Source organism: Mesorhizobium oxytropidicola, assembly GCF_056174625.1.
In genome coordinates this window covers 6083058-6097126 of record NZ_CM149692.1, presented here as the reverse complement: position 1 = coordinate 6097126, position 14069 = coordinate 6083058, and the positions used below count along the sequence as shown (strand labels likewise).

The 14069-nt window shown below is 62.7% G+C and carries 14 protein-coding genes and 1 pseudogene; 12 read left to right on the top strand and 3 right to left on the bottom strand.

The genetic code is table 11. The annotated features are described in order from the left end of the window. The first annotated feature begins 111 nt into the window (after positions 1–111). From AC0V8S_RS30735 to AC0V8S_RS30695, 9 genes and pseudogenes are all read left to right on the top strand, one after another. Positions 112–999 (top strand): ABC transporter permease, encoded by an 888-nt coding sequence (locus tag AC0V8S_RS30735; protein ID WP_475435235.1) that lies wholly within the window; start codon positions 112–114, stop codon positions 997–999. Next, positions 996–1816 (top strand): annotated as a pseudogene (locus AC0V8S_RS30730) (ABC transporter permease). The gene AC0V8S_RS30735 and the pseudogene AC0V8S_RS30730 overlap by 4 nt, the downstream one beginning before the upstream one ends. 26 nt (positions 1817–1842) lie before the next feature. Further along, positions 1843–2913 carry an ABC transporter substrate-binding protein gene (locus AC0V8S_RS30725; protein WP_475435233.1) on the top strand — a complete coding sequence of 357 codons (1071 nt, stop codon included), beginning with the start codon at positions 1843–1845 and terminating at the stop codon, positions 2911–2913. 204 nt (positions 2914–3117) lie between these two features. After that, the gene (locus AC0V8S_RS30720) at positions 3118–3726 is read left to right on the top strand and encodes a cupin domain-containing protein (protein WP_475435231.1); all 609 of its coding nucleotides are present in this window, start codon (positions 3118–3120) and stop codon (positions 3724–3726) included. After that, entirely contained in the window at positions 3716–4801 is a 1086-nt protein-coding gene (locus AC0V8S_RS30715) for an ABC transporter ATP-binding protein (RefSeq protein WP_475435229.1), read from the top strand. Before AC0V8S_RS30720 ends, AC0V8S_RS30715 begins: the two co-directional genes overlap by 11 nt. Before the next feature lie 38 nt (positions 4802–4839). Further along, positions 4840–6267, top strand: coding sequence for an aldehyde dehydrogenase family protein (locus tag AC0V8S_RS30710; RefSeq protein ID WP_475435227.1), 1428 nt, complete (start codon positions 4840–4842; stop codon positions 6265–6267). Between the two features lie 391 nt (positions 6268–6658). After that, positions 6659–7036 (top strand): 2'-5' RNA ligase family protein, encoded by a 378-nt coding sequence (locus AC0V8S_RS30705; RefSeq protein ID WP_475435225.1) that lies wholly within the window; start codon positions 6659–6661, stop codon positions 7034–7036. 129 nt (positions 7037–7165) lie between these two features. Then, on the top strand, positions 7166–7519 hold the full coding sequence (locus tag AC0V8S_RS30700) for a SnoaL-like domain-containing protein (RefSeq protein WP_475435223.1): 354 nt from the start codon (positions 7166–7168) through the stop codon (positions 7517–7519). A gap of 258 nt (positions 7520–7777) precedes the next feature. Then, entirely contained in the window at positions 7778–8128 is a 351-nt protein-coding gene (locus tag AC0V8S_RS30695) for an ArsC family reductase (protein ID WP_183457317.1), read from the top strand. A gap of 201 nt (positions 8129–8329) precedes the next feature. Here AC0V8S_RS30695 and AC0V8S_RS30690 read toward each other — a convergent pair whose 3' ends face one another. The 3 genes from AC0V8S_RS30690 to AC0V8S_RS30680 form a co-directional block, all read right to left on the bottom strand. After that, the gene (locus AC0V8S_RS30690) at positions 8330–8704 is read right to left on the bottom strand and encodes a DUF488 domain-containing protein (protein WP_475435221.1); all 375 of its coding nucleotides are present in this window, start codon (positions 8702–8704) and stop codon (positions 8330–8332) included. A 30-nt stretch (positions 8705–8734) separates the two neighbouring features. Further along, the gene (locus AC0V8S_RS30685; protein ID WP_475435219.1) at positions 8735–9991 is read right to left on the bottom strand and encodes an aminopeptidase; all 1257 of its coding nucleotides are present in this window, start codon (positions 9989–9991) and stop codon (positions 8735–8737) included. A gap of 183 nt (positions 9992–10174) precedes the next feature. Further along, positions 10175–11089, bottom strand: a complete 915-nt coding sequence (locus AC0V8S_RS30680; RefSeq protein ID WP_475435217.1) for a LysR substrate-binding domain-containing protein — start codon at positions 11087–11089, stop codon at positions 10175–10177. Positions 11090–11184: 95 nt separating this feature from the next. On the opposite strand from AC0V8S_RS30680, the gene AC0V8S_RS30675 reads away from it, so the two are divergent. From AC0V8S_RS30675 to sbmA, 3 genes are all read left to right on the top strand, one after another. After that, the gene (locus AC0V8S_RS30675) at positions 11185–11409 is read left to right on the top strand and encodes a hypothetical protein (protein ID WP_095198747.1); all 225 of its coding nucleotides are present in this window, start codon (positions 11185–11187) and stop codon (positions 11407–11409) included. A 116-nt stretch (positions 11410–11525) separates the two neighbouring features. Next, on the top strand, positions 11526–12683 hold the full coding sequence (locus AC0V8S_RS30670) for a YbfB/YjiJ family MFS transporter (protein ID WP_183457325.1): 1158 nt from the start codon (positions 11526–11528) through the stop codon (positions 12681–12683). 114 nt (positions 12684–12797) lie between these two features. Continuing rightward, complete coding sequence (sbmA, locus tag AC0V8S_RS30665) at positions 12798–14057, top strand: peptide antibiotic transporter SbmA (RefSeq protein ID WP_095199138.1); 1260 nt, start codon at positions 12798–12800, stop codon at positions 14055–14057. The last annotated feature ends 12 nt before the right edge of the window (positions 14058–14069 follow it).

Sequence of the window (14069 nt, the reverse complement as noted above, 5' to 3'; positions counted from 1 at the left end):
TCGATGGATCGAGACGTTGATCACAACCATTCCCTTCGACGGGATTTCGCTTGACAGTTTCATGATTATGAAAAAGTCTTGGCTAATTTCAAATTCTCGATGAGCAGGTCGATGTCGACCCTGATTGCTGCAGCAGAGGCGCCCGAGGCCCGATCTTCATCGGGCTTCCGGTTCGCCATGCTGCTGCCGGGCGCGCTGGTCACGTTCCTGCTGATCCTGTTCGCGCTTGGCCTGGTGCTGTTCCTCGCCTTCCGCGGCAATGACGGCTCGCTGCTCGGCGTTGGGCTGACCGTCGAAAACTTCGTGACCGTGGCCACCGATCCGCTCTACTGGACGGTGACGCTGCGCTCGCTGGTCATTGCCGGCCTGGTGACGCTGGCAACCGTCGTCACCGCCTATCCCGTCGCCTACTATCTCGCGTTCCATGCCGGGCGGCGGCGCGGCCTGCTGCTCTTCCTGGTGACGCTGCCGTTCTGGACCAGCTATCTCCTGCGCGTCTTCGCCTGGAAGATCGTGCTCGCCTATAACGGCGTCTTGAACTCGGCGCTGATCGAAAGCGGCATCTGGTCGGAGCCGACATTGGCCTTTCTTAACACGCCGGCGGCAGTGGTCGTGACGCTCGCCCACGCCTATGCGCCCTTCGCCATCCTGCCGATCTATGTGGCGTTGGACACCATCCCGAAATCGCTGCTTGAGGCTGCTTCCGACCTTGGCGCGCGGCCGTTCACCGCGTTCCGCCGCGTCGTGCTGCCGAATTCGATGCCCGGTGTGCTGGCCGCTGCGCTCGTCGTCTTCGTGCCGACGGTCGGCGACTATGTCACGCCGGCCATGGTCGGCGGTCCGGCCAGCACCATGATCGGCACGCTGATCCAGTCGCAGTTCGGCAAGGCCAATGACTGGCCGTTCGGTGCGGCCCTCTCGGTCTGCGTCATGCTGGTCATCCTTGTCGTGGTGCTTGTCGCGCGCGGCGCCGACCGCAGATTTGGCAGCCGCACATGAAGGTAGAACGCGCCGACACGAAACGCGATGGAAGCTGGCTCGGCCTCTACGTGCTTGCCTATCTGGTCTTCCTCTACCTGCCGGTCCTGCTGATCCCGCTGTTTTCCTTCAACGATTCCATCCAGGCGGCGTTTCCGCTGCAGGGCTTCACGCTGCAATGGTACCAGACGCTGTACGGCAATCCGGCGCTGTCGGGCGCGCTCCTGAACAGCCTCGTCATCGCCGCCGTCGCCGCTTCCGGTGCCACGCTGTGCGGCATCACCGTGTCCTATATGGACCTCTATGGCCGCTCGCCGCTTGCCGCCACCATCAGCGCCATCGCCCGGCTGCCGATCCTCATCCCCGGCGTCATCGTCGGCATATCGCTGTTGATCCTGGTCAACCTCATCGGCCTCGGGCCATCGCGTGTCGCTATCGTGCTCGGGCATATACTGGTGGCGCTGCCGACCACCGTGGTGATCATGCGCAGCCGTTTCGCCGCCATCCCCAGGACCGTTCGCGAGGCGGCGCTCGACCTCGGCGCCTCCGACTGGACGACGTTTCGGCGCGTCATGCTGCCGCTCAGCCTGCCCGCCGTGCTGTCGGCCTTCATGCTCGCCTTCCTGATCTCCTTCGACGAGTTCATCGTCGTCTTCTTCTCGCCGGCACCGAGCCGACCCTGCCGCTCTACATCTGGAGCCAGCTGCGCTTCCCCCGCTCGCTGCCGACCGTCATGGCGCTGGGGACGGCGATCCTGGCCGTGTCTTTCATCATCGCCGGCACCGCCGAGATCTTGCGCCATCGCGGGCTCGGCGCCGCGCGCCGCAATCCAGCCTGACCACAACAAAGAAGAGGAGAACGAAAATGACCTTCCACCTGAAATCGATAAGCGGACACAGAGCTCGCGCTGGTCTCGCCGCGCTGGCGCTCGCACTGTCGTCGACCGTGGCGCTGGCCGCCGAGAAGCTGCAATATTTCACCTGGTCGGGATACGAACTGCCCGATTTCAACAAGAGCTTCCTGGCCGCACACCCCGATGGCGTCGAGGCCTCGATCTTCGGCGACGACGACGATGCCTTCACCAAGGTCAAGGCCGGCTTCCGTCCTGACATCGCCCATCCCTGCTACGACAAGGTGGCGCGCTGGAACAAGGAAGGCCTGCTGCAGCCGATCGACACCAAGCGCATCAAGAACTGGGATTCGATCTTCCCGGTGTTCAAGAACCTGCCCGATTTGCAGGCCGGCGACGGCAAGGTCTGGATGGTGCCGTGGGACTGGGGCAACACCTCGATCCTCTACCGCACCGATCTGGTGAAGAACCCCGAGGCGAGCTGGAACCTGCTTTGGGACAAGCAATATGCCGGCCGCATGGCGACCATCGACGCCGTCCATGACACGCCGATCGTCGCCGCGCTTCTCGCCGGCGTGAACCCCTTCGACATGACGCCCGCTGAGATGGACAAGGTCGCGGCAAAACTGCGCGAACAGCGCCCGCTGCTGTCGAGCTACACCACCGACATGACCTCGGTCGAACAGGCGCTGGCCAGCGGCCAGCTGGTCGCCGCCATGACCTGGAACGCATCGGCCACCTCGCTGAAGAAGCAGGGCGTGCCGGTCGAATTCATGAAGCCTAAGGAAGGCATGCTGACCTGGGCCTGCGGCTTCGTCATGCTCAAGGACGCCAAGAATGTCGATCTCGCCTATGACTTCATCAACAGCCGGCTCGACGCCGATTCGGGCAAGTTTCTCATTCAGTCCTACGGCTATGGCAGTTCGCTGAGCACCGCTTTCGCCGGCGTGGCGAAGGATGAACTGGAGAAGCTACAACTGCCGTCCGATCCGGAAGTGATGCTGAAGAGCACGATCTTCACCGGACCGATGAAGCAGAATGACGATGTGGCGAAGATGTTCGAGAAGGTAAAGGCTGGCGGGTGAGGCTGCGGCCTTCCTTCTCCCCTTGTGGGAGAAGGTGGATCGGCGCGCAGCGCCGAGACGGATGAGGGGTGCGTGACGGATCGCCATCTTTGCCAAGCTGGAGCACCCCTCATCCGTCGCCTTCGGCGACACCTTCTCCCACAAGGGGAGAAGGGGGAGCCTGGCGGCGTTGCGCCGCGCCGACATGAGACGAGGAAGAAATGCATGGACATGCTTGACGAGGCATCTGAAAAACCCAAGGACGATGCCGACGTTCGCGTCGGCCGGCGTGTGCGGGCGCTGCGGCTGGAGCGCCGCTTGTCGCTGGCCGATCTTGCGGCAAAGGCAGGCGTGTCGATCGGTGCACTGAGCCAGATCGAGCGCGGCATGTCCTCGTTGCGCGTCAAGGTGATCTGGCCGCTCGCCGCCGCCCTCGACATCGAGCCGTCGGCGCTGATCGCCGACGGCAATGATGCCGTCAACGATCTCTATTGCGTGCGTGCCAACAGCCGCCGCGCTATTCCCGTGAAGTCGGAAGGTATCGCCAAGGCGCTGCTGTCGCCGCCGGGCGCGACGCTGACCGGCATGCTGGTGACGGTGGAAGCCGGTGGCGGCACCGCGGAAGCCTACGCCCATGCCGGCCATGAATTCGGCTATGTGCTTGCGGGCGAGGTCGAGCTGGTGGTGGATTCGACAAAATACGGGCTGAAGACCGGCGACAGTTTTGCCTTCAAGAGCACGCTTTTGCACGCCTTCCGCAATCCCGGCGCCGAGCAGTGCCAGATACTCTGGGTCAACACCACGAAACCCTCCGAGGTTCGCGATGGCGCCTGATCCACTCGTCCGGCTGCAGACGGTCTCGAAGGTTTTTCCCGGCGGCATCGTCGGGCTCGATGCCGTCGATCTCGATATTATCAGCGGCGAGTTCATCACGCTGCTTGGGCCATCGGGCTGCGGCAAGACCACCAGCCTGCGCGTCATCGCCGGCTTCGAAAGCCCGTCGACCGGCAAGGTCTTGCTCGACGGCCGCGACATCACGGCGCTTCGGCCCTTCGACCGGCCGGTCAACACCGTGTTCCAGGACTACGCGCTGTTTCCACACATGAACGTCGCCGAAAATGTCGGCTTCGGCCTGTCCCTGCGAAAACTGTCCGGCGCCGAGCAGGCAAAGCGGGTCGGCGAAGCGCTCGACATGGTTGGTCTCGCCGACAAGCTTGCCGCCCGCGTCTCCGAACTGTCGGGCGGCCAGCGCCAGCGTGTCGCGCTCGCCCGCGCCATCGTCTGCGAGCCGCGCGTGCTTTTGCTCGACGAGCCGCTGTCGGCGCTGGACGCGCATCTGCGCGAACAGATGCAGGTCGAGTTGAAGCGGCTGCAGTCGCGGCTCGGCACCACCTTCGTCATGGTCACCCACGATCAGACCGAGGCGCTGTCGATCTCCGACCGCATCGTCGTCATGAACAAGGGGCGCGTCGAGCAGATCGCGCCGCCGGCGACACTCTATGATCGGCCCGCCACGAAGTTCGTGGCGAGCTTCATCGGCACCATGAATCTGCTGCAGTCGCGTTTTCTCGGCCGCGATGGCGAGCGCCTTCGCTTCACCGCGGGCACCTTGCCGCTGGAGGCTATTTCTGAAACCGGCCAGTCACCCGGCGAAGGCGAAATGCGCACCATCGGCGTGCGTCCGGAGGATTTGCTGGCGGCCACCGAGGCGACCGAAGGAACCGCGCCGGCGCGGGTGAACAGCATCGTCTTCCACGGCCGTACCTTGCGGCTGCATGCTGAACTGGGGCAGGGGTTGCCTGTGGTGATCGACGCGCCGCGCCAGGCCGAGGGTTTTCAATTCAGCGTCGGTGACGTGGCGCATATCAGTCTGCGCCGTGGCGCCAACTGCCCTATGCTGCCCGCATAACCAACTGTCCATTTCCCAGAAAATTGGAGCATTTCCCTTTGAGCAATCATCTCAACTTCTTCATCGATGGCAAATGGGTGGCGCCGGTGGTGCCGGCGACGCTTGATGTCATCGACCCATCCACCGAAGAGGCCTACACGAAAATTTCCGTAGGCTCGAAGGCCGATGTCGACAAGGCAGTCGCCGCCGCCAAGGCGGCCTTTCCGTCGTTCTCGCAAACCAGCAAGGCGGAGCGCCTGAAGCTTTTGAAGCGCATCCTCGAAGTCTACAATGAGCGCTACGAGGACATCGCCCAGGCGGTCAGCCAGGAGATGGGCGCACCGATCACCTGGGCGCGCGAGGCTCAGGCCTGGGCGGGCCGGGCGCACATGGAGGCCACCATCAAGGCGCTGGAGGATTATGAATTCCAGGAGAAGCGCGGCGGTACCATGGTGGTCAAGGAGCCGATTGGTGTGTGCGCGCTGATCACGCCGTGGAACTGGCCGCTCAACCAGATCGTCTGCAAGGTGGCGCCGGCGATCGCCGCCGGTTGCACCGTGGTGCTGAAGCCTTCGGAAATCGCGCCGATCAGCGGCATCGTGTTTTCCGAGGTTATGGAAGCCGCCGGCACGCCGAAGGGCGTCTACAACATGATCAACGGCAACGGCCCGGATGTCGGCCAGATCATGGCTGGCCACGCGGACGTCGACATGGTGTCCTTCACCGGTTCGACCCGCGCCGGCATCATCGTCGCACAGACGGCGGCGCAGACGGTCAAGCGCGTGGCGCAGGAACTCGGTGGAAAGTCGGCCAACATTGTGCTGCCCGATGCCGATTTCGAAACGGCGGTGCGCAAGGGTGTCGAGGGCTGCTTCGGCAACAGCGGCCAGTCCTGCGACGCGCCGACCCGCATGCTGGTGCCGGCCGCCCGCCATGACGAGGCGCTGGCCATCGCCAAGAAGGCCGCCGAAGCCCACAATGTCGGCGATCCCCGCTCGGAGGACACCAAGCTCGGCCCGGTCGTCTCCAACATCCAGTACGACAAGATCCAGCGCCTGATCGAAGCGGGCATCAAGGAGGGCGCGACGCTGGTCACCGGCGGCCCCGGCCGGCCCGAACATCTCAACCGTGGTTACTATGTCCGCCCGACCGTGTTCGGCCATGTCACACCGGGCATGACCATCGAGAAGGAAGAGATCTTCGGGCCGGTGCTGTCGGTCATTTCCTATCATGACGACGAAGACGCCGTGAAGATCGCCAATGACACGGTGTACGGCCTCGCTGCCTACGTGCAGTCGCAGGACATAGAGCGCGCCCGCAAGGTGGCCGCGCAGCTGCGCGCCGGGCAGGTTTCGATCAACTATCCGGAATGGGACACGTTCGCGCCCTTCGGTGGCTACAAACAGTCCGGCAACGGCCGCGAATATGCGGATTGGGCCATCCACGATTTCCTGGAGGTCAAGGGCATCATCGGCTACGGGGCGTAGGCTTCGAGAGCCCTGCTCGGCGGGCTCCCTCACTCTTGATGTTGCAGGCGCTGATGCGGAGAGCATCAGCGCCTGTTTCGTTTTCACTTGATTTGTTCACTTTTTGTTCTATTGTTCTCGACTGGATTCAATTTGCCGAACGAGTTCCGTCATGAGTAGGCAACCTGCATTCGCAAAGAACGGCCAGTCCTCTTTTCCATTTAAGGAACCGAGTCCGGTCCGGGAGCCGCATCTGTTCTACGCATTCCTGGTCGAAGCCCCGGTTAACGGGATGCTGCGGCGCAGGGCCGAGCACTACAATCAGGAACTGGGGTTGCGAGGGTGGCTGACGCCAACCAATCAAATACACATAACCCTGATGGGCCTTGGCGGCGGCAAACAGGAGCGTGTGGTGGAGATCGCGCGCCATGTCGGCTTGCTGATACAGGCCGCGCCATTCGACGTTTGCTTCGATCGCCTGTCGGCTTTCGGTGGCGGGGCGCTGGTGTTTCGCGGCAGCAACCATTCGCCGGCCCTGCAAGCCTTCTGGCGCAAGCTCTCTGCTGTAATCGACGACAGCCCGCTGCAGCCGTTCGTCACGAGCTCGTTGGAGCCACATGTTACGCTGCTTCGTGACAGACGAGGCGTGCCGAAAGTGCGGGAACAGATTGTTGAGCCGATGTCCTGGACGGTGCGCAGCTTTGCGCTGATCCGCAGCTATCAGGGCGAACACGAATGTCCAGCGATCTGGCAATTGACCGGCCAGGACGATTCCCTGGCCGGCATGTGAGAACTCGTCGTCACACAGCCGCGCTATATTGATCGTCCTGACACGGCTTGTCAGCTGTCGTGCGGGCGAGGGTGGCGGGCCGGCCAGCGATCCCCTACTTCGAGTGCGTCTGAACAGGAGGAATGCAAAATGACCATAGCGGAAATTGCCAAGGATTTCACCGAGCTCCTCAAGCAGGGAGACCATGCCGGTGCCGCCGAAAAGTACAATGCCGACGACATTGCCAGTTATGAAGCCATGGAGGGGCCGATGGCCGTCAGCCATGGCAAGGAGGCCCTCGAACAGAAGGGCCAGTGGTGGCAAGAGAACCACGAAGTGCATGGCGGTTCGGTCGAAGGGCCCTATGTCAATGGCCACCAGTTCGCGGTGCGCTTCACCTTCGACATAACGCCCAAGGCCACCGGCCAGCGTGTCACCATGGATGAGGTCGGCCTGTACACGGTCAAGAACGGCAAGATCGCCGAAGAGCGCTTTTACTACTGAGGCCGGAAATACCTTCGGAGTGCTCTCTTCGCTGCAAGGTTGAAAAATGAGCATGGCGGCCAGGGCAATCTCCTGGTCGCCATGTGGCGCTCAAATCGTCTTCACATGCTAGGCAGCTGGTCGGCCACCGTGCCCCAGTCATCGAAGCCCATTTCTAGCCTGAAAATTCCGCGGTTGCGGGCCTGCGCGCTGGCAAAGCGGGGAGGGCGGTTTTAGGCTGTGCGACGGATTCGGCTGTCAGCCCAAGGAAAGCGCGCTTTGACGATCACCATTTATGGCATCACCACCTGCGACACGGTCAAGAAGGCGCGCGTCTGGCTAGAGAGCCACGGCGCGCCCTATCGCTTCCACGATTTCCGTGCGGAGGGGCTGGACGCGAAGCGGCTCGATGGCTGGGTCGGCAAGGTCGGCTGGGAAAAGCTGCTCAACAAGGGCAGCACGACGTTCCGCGAATTGGCGGATGCAGACAAGCAATCGCTCGATGAGAAGAAGGCCAAGGCGCTGATGCTGGCCAAGCCGACAATGGTCAAGCGGCCGGTGCTTGAGGTGGGTGACAGTGTTCTGGTTGGGTTCAAGTCGGAGGATTATGAGCAGGTGGTGGGGAAGTAGAGCAAACCTTCGCCCCGTCGCGTTCCTTCGCGCCCCCCTCTGTCCTGCCGGACATCTCCCCCACGAGGGGGGAGATGGATATCGTCGCCGATTTCGCCAATCGCCGACGTTGCAGGATTGGGCAAAGCGCCGAAACTGCTGATCTCCCCCCTCGTGGGGGAGATGGCCGGCAGGCCAGAGGGGGGCGCTGTCCCGCCGGCCTCAGGAAGTTCCGGCCGCCTCAGCTCGCCCGCGCAGATACCCCGCCAGCGCCACCGCATTGTTGTGCACCTCATCGTGCGCACCGTAGAGCAGCGTCACCTTGCCGTGGCCGAGCAGGCCGCGCAGTTGCGTCACCGCCTCTTCATTCCCGTCCAGCTCAGCGCCGTACCGCTTCTGAAACTCCGCCCAGCGCTTCGGCTCATGTCCGAACCATTTTCGCAGCTCGTCGCTCGGCGCGATCTCCTTCAGCCACAACGCCAGCGCGGCGTGCTCCTTGCTGACGCCACGTGGCCAGATGCGATCGACCAATACGCGCTGCCCATCCTCGGCAGCGGGTGTTTCGTAGACTCGCTTAACCGCGATGTCGAAAGCCACCGGACCCTCCGCAACTCTGCCCTCAGGCCCTCAGGCCCACTCGCCCTTGCGCATCACCGGCACGCGGCTGCCGTCCTTGTGGACGCCGTCGATGTCGATCTTGTCCGAGCCGATCATCCAGTCGATGTGGATAAAGCTCTTGTTGCCGCCGCGCGCGGCGATCTCGTCCTGGCTGAGCGAGGCGCCATCGACGAAACACTTCGAATAGCACTGGCCGAGCGCGATGTGGCAGGCGGCGTTTTCGTCGAACAGCGTGTTGAAGAACAAAAGGCCGCTGGCCGAGATCGGCGAGGAATGCGGCACCAGCGCCACTTCGCCCAGACGCCGCGACCCCTCATCGGTGTCGAGCACTTTCTTCAGAACATCCTCGCCCTTCGAAGCCTTCGCCTCGACGATCCTGCCTTCTTCGAACCGCACCGAAATCTCGCCGATCAGCGTGCCCTGGTAGGACAACGGCTTGGTCGAGGAAACATGACCCTCGACGCGCCTGGCATGCGGCGTGGTGAAGACCTCCTCGGTCGGGATGTTGGGGTTGCAGGTGATGCCGTTCTTGGCGGTCGAGGCGCCGCCCATCCATTCATGGCCATCCGCCAGTCCGACCGTCAGGTCGGTGCCCGGTCCGGTGAAATGCAGGGCGTGGAAATTATGGCCGTTCAGCCACTCGGTGCGGCCGCGCAGCGCAGCATTATGCGCCTTCCAGTTGCCGATCGGGTCTTCCACGTCGACCCGCGAGGCGGCGAAGATGGCATCGGCGAGCTTCGCGACCGCGACATCGTCGGCGTCCTCGGGAAACACCTGCTTGGCCCAGGCAAGGTCCGGATAGGCGACGATGTTCCAGTTGATGTCGAAGCCGGTGATCTTTTCCAGCGCCGGCTGGTAGGCCATCGAATTCGCCTTGTTGGCGCGCGCCACTTTCGCCGGGTCCTGCGCCGACAACAGCGAGGGATCCTCGCCGCGCACGGCAAGCCTGGCCGCATTGTTGGAGAAAGCCTTCGCCATGCCTTCATAGAGCCAGCCGGCGGCGTGGTCGAAACCGGCGTCTGCGCCGAAGCGGTAGCGCGCCAGCGTCATCTCGTCATCGTTGAAGATCGGTGTCACCAGGCCGGCGCCGGCTTTGTAGGCATGTTCGACGATGCGCCTGGTCAGCGGCAGGGCCGCGATCGACGAGGTCAGCACCAGATCCTGTCCAGGCTGCAATTGCAGGCCGACCTTGATGGCGACTTCCGCCAGCCTGTCGAGCTTCACCGGGTCGATCGTTGCGGAAACGCTGCGCGAATGTGTGGTCATGATCCTGCCTGCCGTGATGTTTGATCTGGTCTTACATAGACCGCAGCCAGCATCCTTTCCACCGCGATTGCGCTGGGCCAGTTCAGGCCATGATCCCGAGAAGTGGAGACCGGCTTTCGGAAAAGATCATGGTCAACCAAAGAGACAGAGCCCCATCCCGATTCTATCGGGATGGAACAGGCTCTAGGCCGCGCTTTCCAGAGACCCGAACTGCGCCATCGTTGCCGCGATCTCTTCCTTGATCCAGGCCTTGAAGTCCCGAACCTTGCCGCTCTCGGTCTTGGCCGACGAGGTCACCAGCCAATAGCCGAGCCCACTCTGGGCGCGGATTCCGAACGGTGCCACCAGCCGCCCGTCGGCCAGCGCATCGGCCGCCAGCAATTGCCAGCCTAGCATCACCCCATGGCCGGCAATCGCCGATTCCAGGCACAGCATCGGGTCGGTGAAGCGCGCGCCTTTCTGGAAGGTGATGGGCGCAACACCGGCGCCGGCGAACCAGCTTTCCCAGTTGATCATCGCCCGCTCGTCGGTGATGGCGCAGGTCTGGGCGAGGTCCTCGATCGATTGCAGTTTCCTGGCGATGACCGGGGCGCACACCGGGAAGACTTCCTGCGCCAGAAGCAGTTCCGCTTGCCCGCCCGGCCATTTGCCGTCGCCAAGCCGGATGGCGATGTCGATGTCGGAATGGTCGAGATTGGCCAGCCGCACCGACGCATCGATGCGCAGCAGCACATTGGGATGCCGGTCGAAGTGACGCGACAATCGTGGCAGCAGCCATTTCGAAGCGAAGGCCGGTGCCGCCGAGACGACCAATGTGCATTGGGTCGCCTCGTCGGCCAGCGCCACGGCCTGGGCAAGCTCGCGAAATCCAGCACCAAGGCGGGCCGCGAAGACGGCGCCGAATTCGGTCAGCACCAGACCGCTCGCGGTGCGCTCGAACAGCGCCTGGCCAAGCTGCTTTTCAGTGCGGCTGATCTGCTGGCTGACGGCGCTGACGGAAACGTTGAGCTCGCCGGCGGCCGCTGCAAGCGAGCCGAGACGGGCAACGGTTTCGACGGCGCGAAGGCCGTTGAGATGGACGCGGTTGAGCATGGCCATTTGAGATTTTCTAAACTGCTCCAGCCGAAATCTCAATTGAAAGACGCGCCGAAACGGCAGATTTTGTCGATGGGAGCCAGACCCGTGGAGCCAGAATGTTAAGGCTGTTGTCATCGCTGAAGGTTCTGTTCGCCGTGGGCACGCCGTCGGGGTCGCGCTCGCAGGGCGATACGCAGACGTGGCTGACCGATCCGCTGTCGCATCCCGTGCTGAACACCATGTCGGAGCGCGAACTTGGCGACGTGCCGTTCAGGCTGACGGCGCGCCGGACGGTGCACGAGACCGCTTCCTTGCATGCCGGTTTCGGTGGGCGCTGCTGAACGCACTTCACGCTTTCGGGCTTAAGGAAAAAGTCGAGGCGAGCGGGTCGCCTTGTGGCGCTGGCCCAACAGATGGCTGATTGTTTCAGCGATCCCTGCATTTATTGTGCGCTGCAATGACATCGGCCTCAACAGCGCTGCGTTTCACCCTCGCCGGCATGATCGCCATGGCGGTCGCCATGGGCATCGGCCGCTTCGTCTACACGCCGATCCTGCCCGGCATGATGGAAGAGCTGCATCTGTCGCCGGCCAATGCCGGATGGATCGCTTCCGCCAATTATCTCGGCTACCTCGTCGGCGCGTTTGCTGCGGCGGGCGGTTGGGCGCATGGGCGCGAGCATCTGCTGATGCTGGCTGGTCTCGGTGCCAGCACCGTCCTGGCCGCGCTGATGGGGCTGACCGACGCGATGGTCGCCTTTCTCGTCATCCGCTTTCTGGCCGGTCTGGCCAGCGCCTTCGTCATGGTCTTCATGGCCAGCATCGTTTTCAGCCATATCAATGCTGCCGGTCGTGGCGATCTGCAGGCCTGGCATTTTGGCGGCGTTGGCCTCGGCATCGCGATCTCGGCGGCGATGATGGCGGTGCTGGTCACCGAGCACGCCGGCTGGGCGGCGGGCTGGCTGTGGTCGGCGGCGATTTCGGCGTGTGGCTTCGTCGTCGTGGCGCTGCTGGCCAACGAAGGCCCGCTCGCCAACGGTGAAGCCATACGTGAGCCGGCGCTGCCGAAAGGCCGGTCGCTGATGAAGGTCATCGTCGCCTATGGTCTGTTCGGGTTTGGTTATGTGGTGACGGCAACATTCCTGGTCGCCATCGTCCGCCAAGGTGGCGGCAGCCGCGTCTTCGAGGCCATGGTGTGGCTGGTCGCCGGCCTTGCCGGTTTTCCCTCGACCTGGCTGTGGCAGAAGATTGCCGGACGGATCGGGCTCTACGCCGCCTATGCGCTGGCATGTTTCATCGAAGTGATCGGCGTTACCGCCAGCGTGGCGCTTGGCGGATATTTAGGGCCACTGCTGGGCGGTCTGTTGCTCGGCGGCACTTTCATCGCCATCACGGCACTTGGCTTGCAGGCCGCGCGGCAGCAGGCGCCAAAGGCGCCCCGGCGCATCTTTGCCTTGATGACGGCGTCGTTCGGCCTAGGCCAGATCATCGGGCCGATCGCCGCCGGCCTTTTGGCGCAAATGTCAGGCGATTTCTTCCTCGCTTCGATCGTCGCTGCGGCCATGCTGGTGGTCTCCGGCGCCATCACATGGTCGGCCGCGCCAAAATCGCCATGATTTGTGGTCTTGCTCTGCACCGGGTGTCGGGCAGGCATTTTCTTTCCCCCTAATGTGTGACTTTATGCCCGCCGAAGTCAGCTGATTTGCCCATCAAGCAAGGAATTCACCACAGTGTTCGTATCCTTCTTCCCGCAGCCGAAGCTGTTTTTCAGTTCGGCCGCTATCTGGAGCCTTGCGGCAATCCTGTTCTGGTTTTTCGGCGGAGAGCAACTGGGCGCCGTTTTCGGGATGCCGCCAGCCGCCGCCGACGCGCCACCGATCATCGGCATCGCCATCCTCTTATCGAAGCCGTTTCTGTGGTTCTATCTCTACTTCGCGTTTTGCGTGCTCGTCTTCTACGCGTTCTGGAGCTGGTATTCGCCGCATCCTTGGCAGCGCTGGTCGATCCTGATGACGGCGGTCATCCTGTTCTTCATCTATTTCAATGTGCAGGTCAGCGTCGCCGTCAACGCCTGGTACGGACCCTTCTTCGACTATGTGCAAGGCCTGATGTCTGGGACCGGAAAATCGACCAACGGTGAATTCTACACCGGACTGGCCGATTTTTCCTGGCTCGCGCTGGTCGGCATGAATGTGCAGGTGGTCAACGCCTTCATCGTCAGCCACTGGATCTTCCGCTGGCGCACGGCGATGAACAATTATTTCATCGAGAACTGGGGCAGGCTGCGCCATATCGAGGGCGCTTCGCAGCGTATCCAGGAAGATACGATGCGGTTCTCGCAGATCATGGAGGATCTCGGCTCCAGCTTCGTCCAGTCGATCATGACCCTGATCGCTTTCCTGCCGGTCATGATTCAGTTGCAGGCCCATATCAGCGAATTGCCGATCATCGGCGCTGTCCCGCAGCCCCTGGTGGTCGCGGCACTTGCCTGGTGTCTGTTCGGCACGATCTCAGTGATGATTGCCGGGCTGAAGCTTCCGGGGCTGCAGTTCCGTAACCAGCGCGTCGAAGCCGCTTACAGGAAGGAGCTGGTTTACGGCGAAGACCATGCGGATAGGGCGCAACCCGCGACCACTGCCGAGCTGTTCGCCAATGTCCGGCACAATTATTTCAGGCTCTATTTCCACTACATCTATTTCAACGTTGTCCGGTACACCTACCTTCAGGCAGACAACATTTTCTCGCTGCTGATCCTGGGTCCGTCGCTGGTTGCACACAAGATAACCTTCGGCGCGCTGAACCAGATCTCGAACGCATTCGGCAAGGTGACAGGTTCGCTGCAGTTCCTGCTCACCTCCTGGTCGACCATCGTCGAGCTGCAGTCGGTCCACAAGCGCCTGCGCGCCTTCGAAGCGACGCTGCAAGGCGAGCCGTTGCCTGATATCGACCAGCGCTACCTGGCAAGGCAGGGTGCCGAAGATCCGGCCTAAGAAAAACTTGAT